This window comes from Phyllobacterium sp. P5_D12, assembly GCF_054049495.1.
Window position 1 is genome coordinate 1 of record NZ_JBFUMG010000987.1, and the last position, 1,003, is coordinate 1,003.

Consider the following 1,003-nt stretch of genomic DNA (forward strand, 5'->3'; position numbering starts at 1 on the left):
GGCCTGATCGTGGTTTCCGGCGACAAGAAGCTCGGCGTCGACAGCTTCCGAAAGACGGTGGAGAGCATCGTTACGGTTGCTGACAGGCTATCCAAACATCATGCCGTTGCCTTCTGGTTCATGCGGTCGGAAATGGTAAATAGTGAGGAAATTGAAAGACTTACCGGCCAGCCGACAAAGCTAGAAGATCGCTTTATGACGGCCGCCGGCATGTTCTCCCATAGCGCTATAGACAAGGGTTCGGCCATGCTGGTCAAGCACTTCGCCGGCCGTATCAGCGGGCACGTGGCAGACTTCGGCGCGGGCTGGGGATATCTCGCCAGCGAAGTTTTGAACCACCCGGAAAAGCTCAAGTCGCTGGCCCTTTACGAAGCCGATTTCGAGGCGCTGGAAGCTGCCAAATTGAACGTCAATGGGGGCGAAATCCCGGTAAGCTTCCATTGGCATGACGTGAATAGCGAAGCGATTACAGAGATTTACGATACGATCGTCATGAACCCGCCGTTCCATGCAGGGCGCAGTGCGGACCCGACGATGGGGCAGGGTTTCATTGCAGCGGCGGCCAAACGACTGAAGCCGGGCGGCAAGCTGCTTCTCGTCGCCAACCGGCAGATGCCCTATGAGGCGGGACTGAAAGCACTGTTCAAATCGGTGCTGCCGCTTGAAGACAATGCCGGTTACAAGATCATCGAAGCCAAGAAGTAATTTCTACCTGTCACAACTAAAATGCCACAAGCGGTAGCAAAAAGCATGTCTGATTCGGCATTTCTTGCATCAGTTTCGCAAGTTCTTGCGTCACTTCCGGAAAAACTTGCGCAAGATTTGTTCCGGTTCGGAGTAGGGCCGTGCCAGAATCATTCCTTGCCGTCGTCGGACTTTTTCAGCTCTTCCAGAGTTGGCATCGATACGATGTTGTAGCCGGAATCCACGTAGTGGATTTCACCGGTGACACCGCTCGACAGGTCCGACAGGAGGTAGAGAGCAGACCGGCCGACGTCTTCTA

2 protein-coding genes are annotated in these 1,003 nt (G+C 54.6%); one reads left to right on the top strand and one right to left on the bottom strand.

Features of this window, described 5'->3' with window-relative positions; genetic code table 11:
- On the top strand, nucleotides 1-705 hold a 705-nt coding region (locus ACXJ5O_RS28175), incomplete at its 5' end, for a class I SAM-dependent methyltransferase (protein WP_457302790.1).
- Between the two features lie 149 nt (nucleotides 706-854).
- On the opposite strand, the gene ACXJ5O_RS28180 is transcribed toward ACXJ5O_RS28175, so the two are convergent.
- Nucleotides 855-1,003: SDR family oxidoreductase (locus tag ACXJ5O_RS28180; RefSeq protein ID WP_457302791.1), on the bottom strand; the 149-nt coding region annotated here is incomplete at its 5' end.